Raw genomic sequence first — 7,287 nt, 5'->3', positions numbered from 1 at the left:
GTGGACGAACCTCTGGTGTACCGGTTGTCACGCCAGTGGCATCGCCGGGTAGCTATGTTCGGAAGAGATAACCGCTGAAAGCATCTAAGCGGGAAACTCGCCTTAAGATGAGATATCCCCGGGGACTTGATCCCCTTGAAGGGTCGTTCGAGACCAGGACGTTGATAGGTCGGGTGTGTACATGCAGTAATGCATTTAGCTAACCGATACTAATTGCCCGTACGGCTTGATCCTATAACCGGAGCGTCTTAATCCTCACTGCAGAGGATAAGAGCGCAACAGGTTTGATCCTCGCAGTGCCACACAATCGCTGCCCAAGCGAGACATCCATTACACCGAGCCCCGCGCTCGATGCTTCTTCCCAGATTGGCTGTGCGCCCACCAGGCGTCGCAGCAACAAGTCATGCCTGATGATCATAGCGAGTTGGTACCACCCCTTCCCATCCCGAACAGGACCGTGAAACGACTCCACGCCGATGATAGTGCGGATTGCCCGTGTGAAAGTAGGTAATCGTCAGGCACCCCCTTAAGGTCAGAGTGAGCGCTTTACTGCTTACTCTGAGCCAACGTAAAGCAGCAAGACCAAACCCCCGACAGCCTCAGCGCTCTCGGGGGTTTGTGCGTTTACACGGCCGATGATCGGGCGGTTGCTCGACACGCTACGCGCCCATGCGCAACCGCCGCACGAGCGCGCCCCTCACCATTCCCTACCGCTGAATCCCTTCGGCCAAATATCGCTCGGCCAGCCGAACCCAGTAAGTCGTGCCCACGGGCAGCAGTTCGTCATTGAAATCGTAGCTCGCGTTATGCAGCATGCACGGCCCGGCGCCATGGCCCGCATCTCGATGCCCGCCGTCGCCATTCCCAAGGAATGCATAGCAGCCCGGTTTAGCCTGCAGCATGAACGCAAAATCCTCCGCACCCATCGTCGGCTCCGTGTCGTCCTCGACGTTTTGCGCCCCCACGATCTCGCGCATGACTTCAACGGCGAAGCGCGTTTCTTCGCTGCTGTTGATCGTCGGTGGGTAGTTGCGGTGGAAGGTGACGGCCGCCGAGCAATCGAATGCGGATGCCGTCGCCTCAGCGAGCTTGCTCATCCTCGATTCAATCAGATCGAGCGTGTCGGTCGTAAAGGTGCGCACCGTGCCGGCAAGCCAAGCGTCGTTCGGGATGACGTTGACCGCGTCCCCGGCATGGATTTGCGTGATGGACAACACGGCAGTATCGATGGGTTTCTTGTTTCGCGTAATGATGCTCTGCAATGCATTGGCAATCTGAACCGCCGCGAAAACGGGATCCCGGCCGTTATGAGGCATGGCCGCGTGCGCGCCCACCCCCTTTACGTCGATCCTGAATTCGTTGCTCGATGCCATGATCGGCCCTTCCGTTACACCGAAGGTGCCGGCCGGCATGCCGGGCCAATTGTGGATGCCGAACACCGCGTCCACAGGGAATTGTTCGAATAAGCCATCTTCGATCATTGCCCGCGCGCCCGCGCCGCCTTCTTCAGCCGGCTGAAATATGAAGACGATCGTGCCGTCGAATGCGCCGTGCGCCGCCAGATGTCGCGCGGCACCCAGCAGCATGGCGGTGTGTCCATCGTGCCCGCAAGCGTGCATCTTGCCCGGCGCCTGCGAGCGATGCTCGAACGTGTTCAGTTCGTGGATCGGGAGCGCGTCCATATCCGCTCGCAACCCGATTGATCGGGTGCTGCTGCCTCGCTGCAGTACGCCGACTACCCCTGTCTTGCCCAGGCCCCGGTGCACGCGCAGCCCCCATTTTTCGAGAGACTGCGCCACAAGATCGGCCGTCCGCGTCTCTTCGTAGCGCAATTCGGGATGGGCATGGATGCTTCGTCGGAGGGACTGGATTTCGTCTCGCGCGGCCAGGACTTCAGGAATGAGTTTCATGATGCGTTCGACTTGGGGGAGGTTTTAGGGGATCTCTATCGAACGAACCATTCTACGCTCAACGGCGTCATGAGAAATTGGCACGGGCGGGCACCGCGAACGTAATAGAATTATTGCCCTGCCCGAAGCCTCGCCGCCTCTAAGGAACGCAGCCATGAATGCGCCCCTCGAATTTGCCCGTGCGGTCTGTCCGCACGATTGCCCCGATACTTGTGCGATGCGAGTGACCGTCGCCGACGGCAAGGCAATCAAAGTCACCGGCGACCCGGATCACCCGCCGACGCAAGGCGTGCTCTGTACAAAAGTCAGCCGCTACCCCGAACGCGTCCATCATGCGCAGCGTTTGACCACGCCCCTGAAGCGCGTTGGCCGCAAGGGGGAAGGCCGGTTCGAACCGATCGGCTGGGATGAGGCGCTTACGCTTGCCGCGGGGCGCCTGGCGGAAATCGTGGGTCGTGAACCGCAGGCGCTGCTGCCCTATAGCTACGCAGGGACGATGGGCCTCGTTCAAGGTGAAAGCATTGCGCAGCGCTTCTTTCACAAGCTGGGGGCGTCCAGGCTCGATCGCACCATCTGTTCCGCCGCAGGGATGGCGGGCCTAAAATACACCTACGGGGCCTCGCTCGGCATGCATCTCGAATTCTTCGAGGAAAGCGAGCTCATCCTGATTTGGGGCGCCAATCCCATTGCTTCCAGCTTGCATTTCTGGACGCGTGCGCAGGAAGCCAAGCGCCGCGGCGCACGGCTCGTGGCGATCGACCCATATCGTTCGCTCACCGCGGAAAAGTGTCACCAGCACATCGCCTTGCGTCCCGGCACCGACGGTGCGTTCGCGCTTGGGATGATGCACGTGCTGATTGCCGAGGATTTGATTGATCACGCCTACGTTGCGGCGCATACCGTCGGATTCGACGCACTCAAGGAACGTGCGTTGGCTTACTCGCCCGCACGCGTCGCCGGGATCTGCGGGATCGACGAACAGGCGCTCGTCGAGTTGGCGCGCCTTTACGGCAAGACGCGCAAAGCGGCGATTCGCCTGAATTACGGGATGCAGCGCGTACGCGGCGGCGGCAATGCCACGCGCGCGATCGCTTGCCTGCCGTCACTGACAGGTGCCTGGCGCGATCGCGCAGGCGGGCTGCTGTTGTCGTCGTCGGGCTGGGTGCCGTTCGATACCGCCGCGCTGCAACGCCCCGATTTGATCCCCGGTTGGCCGTCCACGCTCCCGCGCGTCGTCAATATGAATGCGATCGGCGATGCGCTGCTGCATGAGGGCGATGCATCGTTCGGCCCGAAGATCGAAGCGCTGATCGTGTACAACTCGAATCCGGTGGCCGTCGCCCCCGATTCGGCACGGGTCGCGGCCGGTTTCGCACGGGAGGATCTGTTTACGATCGTCCTCGAGCATTTCCAGACCGATACCGCCGATTATGCGGATCTTGTCTTGCCCGCCACGACGCAGCTCGAGCATCTCGATGTTCATCGCTCATACGGCCACACCTACGTCATGGTGAATCAGCCTGCCATTGCGCCCGTAGGCCAAGCGCGGCCGAATACAGAGATCTTCCGCGGTCTTGCCCGCCACATGGGCCTCGACGAGCCCGCGCTTTTCGAAAGCGATGAAGCCGTCGGGCGCGCCTCGCTGCGCTGGGACGATCCCACGCTCGAAGGCGTCAATTGGGACACGCTGAACGAAGCGGGGTGGGCGAAGCTGAAGCTGCCCGATGCGCCGTTCGCGCAAGGCGGCTTCCGTACGCCGTCCGGCAAGTGCGAGTTCGCGAGTTCGCTGCTCGCAGACGAAGGCAAGGATCCGCTGCCGGACTACCTGCCGCCCTACGAATCGCACGACGGTGCGCCCGAGCTCGCGGCGCGGTATCCGCTCGCGATGATCTCGCCGCCCGCCCGCCACTTCCTGAACAGTACGTTCGTCAACATCGACAGCCTGCGCGACGTCGAGCGGGAGCCGCATCTCGATATTCATCCGTCTGATGCCGCACCGCGCGGCATCCGCGAGGGCGATAACGTTCGTATCCGTAACGATCGCGGGGCCTTCGTGGCACGCGCCCGGGTGACGGACCGCACGCGGGAAGGCGTCGTCGTCGGGCTATCGATCTGGTGGAAGAAGCTTGCACCGGACGGGTGCAACGCGAACGCGGTCACGAGCCAGGCACTGACGGATCTCGGCGCTTCTGCCACATTCTACGATTGCCTCGTCGAGATAGAACGCCTCGATGTCTGATCGTTACGCAAGCGGTTTCTCTCGGTTCGAATTCGATATCTAATCCGGTTGTTTCGAGCGAGGTGACCGGCTAGGATGCTTTTTTTAGCACGATCATTCGAAAATTTCAGGGAGACGCCACATGGAAAAAATCTGGTTGAAGTCATATCCGCCCGGCGTCCCCGCCGAAATCGATCCATCTGCCTATGCGTCGGTGGGCGAATTGCTCGAGGACAGCTTCCGGCGATACGGCACGTCGCCCGCTTTCGTCTGCATGGGCAAATCGATTACGTACGGCGAACTCGATACGCTTTCGCGTCAGGTGGCGGGTTGGTTCCAGTCCAAGGGGCTCGCGCGCGGGGCGCGCATCGCGATCATGATGCCGAACGTGCTGCAATACCCGGTCGTGCTGGCGGCTGTTTTGCGTGCGGGTTATGTCGTCGTCAACGTCAATCCGCTTTATACGCCGCGCGAGCTGGAGCATCAGCTGAAGGACAGCGGGGCCGAAGCCATCGTTCTGCTCGAGAATTTCGCGGGGACGCTCCAAGCCGTCGTACGAAATACGGCCATCAAGCATGTCGTGGTCGCGTCGATGGGCGATCTCATGGGCCTGAAAGGCGTGATCGTGAACTTCGTCGTGCGGCGCGTGAATAAGATGGTGCCCGCGTGGAGCTTGCCGGGCCACGTCAAGTTCAACGATGTCGTCGCTCAGGGCGCCCGGTTGCCGTTCGCGCCGGCGGCGCTGACGCGCGATGACTTCGCCTTCCTGCAGTACACGGGCGGCACGACGGGCGTTGCCAAGGGCGCGACGCTCACGCACGGGAACATTGTCGCGAACGTGCTGCAATCGGCCGCATGGCACGAACCGGCTCATTCGCTGCACCCGGACGTCGAGCAGATGATCAACGTCATCGCGTTGCCGCTCTATCACATCTACGCGCTAACCGTCTGTGCGATGCTGACGATGCGCAACGGCGGCCTCGGCGTGCTGATTCCGAACCCGCGAGACATCGGCGGCATGATCAAGCAGTTGCAGGGTTACAAGATCAATTGCTTCCCGGCCGTGAATACGCTCTATAACGCGATGCTTAATCATCCCGATTTCGGCAAGCTCGATTTTTCGAAGCTGATGGTGGCCAATGCCGGGGGCATGGCGTTGCAGGAAGCGGTGGCGAAACGCTGGTACGAGCGGACGCACGTGCCGGTCATCGAAGGGTACGGATTGTCGGAAACGTCGCCGAGCGCCTGTTGCAATCCGGTTACGGCAACGGAGTTCAGCGGGACGATCGGGCTGCCGATTCCGTCGACGGAACTCTCGATTCGCGACGACGACGGCAACGAGATTTCCCCCGGTCAGCCCGGCGAGATCTGCATTCGCGGCCCGCAGGTCATGGTGGGCTATTGGAATCGCCCCGACGAGACGGCGAAGGTGATGACAGCCGACGGCTTCTTCAAAACGGGCGACATCGGCATCATGGACGAGCGCGGCTACTTCAAGATCGTCGATCGCAAGAAGGACATGATCCTGGTCTCGGGCTTCAACGTGTATCCGAACGAGATCGAAGATGTCGTCGCCAAGCACCCGGGCGTGTTGGAAGTGGCAGCGGTTGGCGTGCCCGACGAGCACTCGGGAGAGGCGGTCAAGCTCGTCATCGTCAAGCGCGATCCAGCGCTTACCCAGGCCGATGTCGTGGCGTTCTGCAAAGAGCAGCTGACGGGTTACAAGCGGCCCAGGATCGTCGAGTTCCGCAGCGAATTGCCCAAGTCGAATGTCGGGAAGATCCTGCGCCGGGAGTTGCGCGATGCGCCCGCCGCGCGTCCCGCCGCGCCGGTCACGCAGGAACGCAGCGCGTAATGCGGCAGCCATGCGCAATGCGGCGGTGCGGCAAATGCGCCTACGCTATATGCGCTCCGCAACATCGTCTAAAATGCACGATTAGCCGCAGTTTTGCTCTGAACTAAGCATGCACCTCATGCTGTTCCGGCAAAACTCGCGGTTCGACGCAGCACGGTCGCCTTCCTCGGCTGCCGTTTTGTTGCGCCGCATGGAGAGTGCAATGACGCTGGACGAGTTAATTACCGAGTTTGACCGTGGGCTGCGTTCGATCGCCGGCGTGAGCCGAATGAGCCGGCCGGTGCCGGCGCCGGAACCTATCGACGCGGCGGGGCCGGTGCCCGCTGAGATGACGCTTCCCGAGCGCGCGCACTCGGCCGGGCTGATGCGCGTGAATCACGTCGGCGAGATTTGCGCACAGGCGCTGTATCAAGCGCAAAAGCTGGCGACGCGCTCTGCGCCGCTCAAGGATGCGTTCGAGCATGCCGCGAGCGAGGAAGAGGACCACCTGGCCTGGACCGCCGCTCGGTTGAACGAGCTCGATTCGCGTCCGAGCCTGCTCAATCCGCTTTGGTACACTGGCGCGCTCGCGATCGGTTTCGCGGCCGGCTGCCTGGGCGATAAGGTAAGCCTCGGTTTCATGGCTGAGACGGAGCGGCAAGTCGAGCGTCACTTGGATGGCCATTTGAAGACGTTGCCGGAAGCCGATCGGCAATCGCGCGCAATCGTCACACAGATGCGCGACGACGAGCGCACGCACGGGCAATCGGCTGCCGCCGCCGGCGGCAGCGAGTTGCCGGCGCCTGTCAAGGCGTTGATGCGAGCGGCATCGAAAGTCATGACGCGAACGGCGTACTACATTTAATTTCGCAGTGGGGGCGGCGCGCTCGCGCCGTCCGTCGATTCACACCGATCTGAACCGCCCTTCATCCCCCTTTTTCGAGCGCTGAGCGCTTGCCGCGCCGGTGTGCGCCGCGAGCTTTTCATGTATCACATTCACAAAATGCAGTAGTTCATTCTTTTATAACGTTTTTCAGTTTCTCACCTTGCATGAACGGACGCACGTAAGTCCTTGTTCTAACAAACAAAATTCGGCGAAAAATCGGCTTTCTCCCTTGACCGTGCTGGGGCCTTACTCTAAAGTGGGAGACAGTGTGAGAAAGTGTATTTTTGTGGATTGTTCGGATCATTCCGGTGAGTTTTCGAGGGATGGAGCGTAGTGCTCCGAAGGGGAGAGAAAGGTGTTTCAGGGGGCGTCGGCGCTGACGCTCGATGCGAAAGGGCGGATGTCCGTGCCCTCTCGGTATCGCGAGGCGCTGCAAGGC

At 61.3% G+C, this 7,287-nt stretch carries 4 protein-coding genes, 2 rRNA genes and 1 pseudogene; 6 read left to right on the top strand and 1 reads right to left on the bottom strand.

Features of this window, described 5'->3' with window-relative positions; translation table 11 throughout:
- Both ACTHL0_RS01505 and rrf read left to right on the top strand, forming a co-directional pair.
- A 23S ribosomal RNA gene (locus ACTHL0_RS01505) occupies positions 1-234 on the top strand; the annotation flags it as partial.
- 172 nt (positions 235-406) lie between these two features.
- Positions 407-520 (top strand): 5S ribosomal RNA (gene rrf, locus ACTHL0_RS01500).
- Positions 521-707: 187 nt separating this feature from the next.
- Here the strand turns inward: rrf and ACTHL0_RS01495 are convergent.
- Positions 708-1,910: a M20 aminoacylase family protein gene (locus ACTHL0_RS01495; RefSeq protein ID WP_440564811.1), complete on the bottom strand. Its 1,203-nt coding sequence runs from the start codon at positions 1,908-1,910 to the stop codon at positions 708-710.
- 154 nt (positions 1,911-2,064) lie between these two features.
- Here ACTHL0_RS01495 and ACTHL0_RS01490 point away from each other — a divergent pair, with 154 nt between their 5' ends.
- The 4 genes and pseudogenes from ACTHL0_RS01490 to ACTHL0_RS01475 all read left to right on the top strand — a co-directional run.
- The gene (locus tag ACTHL0_RS01490; protein WP_440564810.1) at positions 2,065-4,149 is read left to right on the top strand and encodes a molybdopterin-containing oxidoreductase family protein; all 2,085 of its coding nucleotides are present in this window, start codon (positions 2,065-2,067) and stop codon (positions 4,147-4,149) included.
- 121 nt (positions 4,150-4,270) lie between these two features.
- Positions 4,271-5,983: a long-chain fatty acid--CoA ligase gene (locus tag ACTHL0_RS01485; protein WP_440564809.1), complete on the top strand. Its 1,713-nt coding sequence runs from the start codon at positions 4,271-4,273 to the stop codon at positions 5,981-5,983.
- Positions 5,984-6,185: 202 nt separating this feature from the next.
- The gene (coq7, locus tag ACTHL0_RS01480; RefSeq protein WP_440564808.1) at positions 6,186-6,827 is read left to right on the top strand and encodes a 2-polyprenyl-3-methyl-6-methoxy-1,4-benzoquinone monooxygenase; all 642 of its coding nucleotides are present in this window, start codon (positions 6,186-6,188) and stop codon (positions 6,825-6,827) included.
- A gap of 376 nt (positions 6,828-7,203) precedes the next feature.
- A pseudogene (locus tag ACTHL0_RS01475) lies at positions 7,204-7,287 on the top strand (division/cell wall cluster transcriptional repressor MraZ); the annotation flags it as partial.

Source organism: Trinickia sp. (assembly GCF_051961175.1).
Lineage (GTDB): Bacteria > Pseudomonadota > Gammaproteobacteria > Burkholderiales > Burkholderiaceae > Trinickia.
Note: the sequence above shows the minus strand (reverse complement) of the source record. Positions and strands in the feature narration are given on the sequence as shown.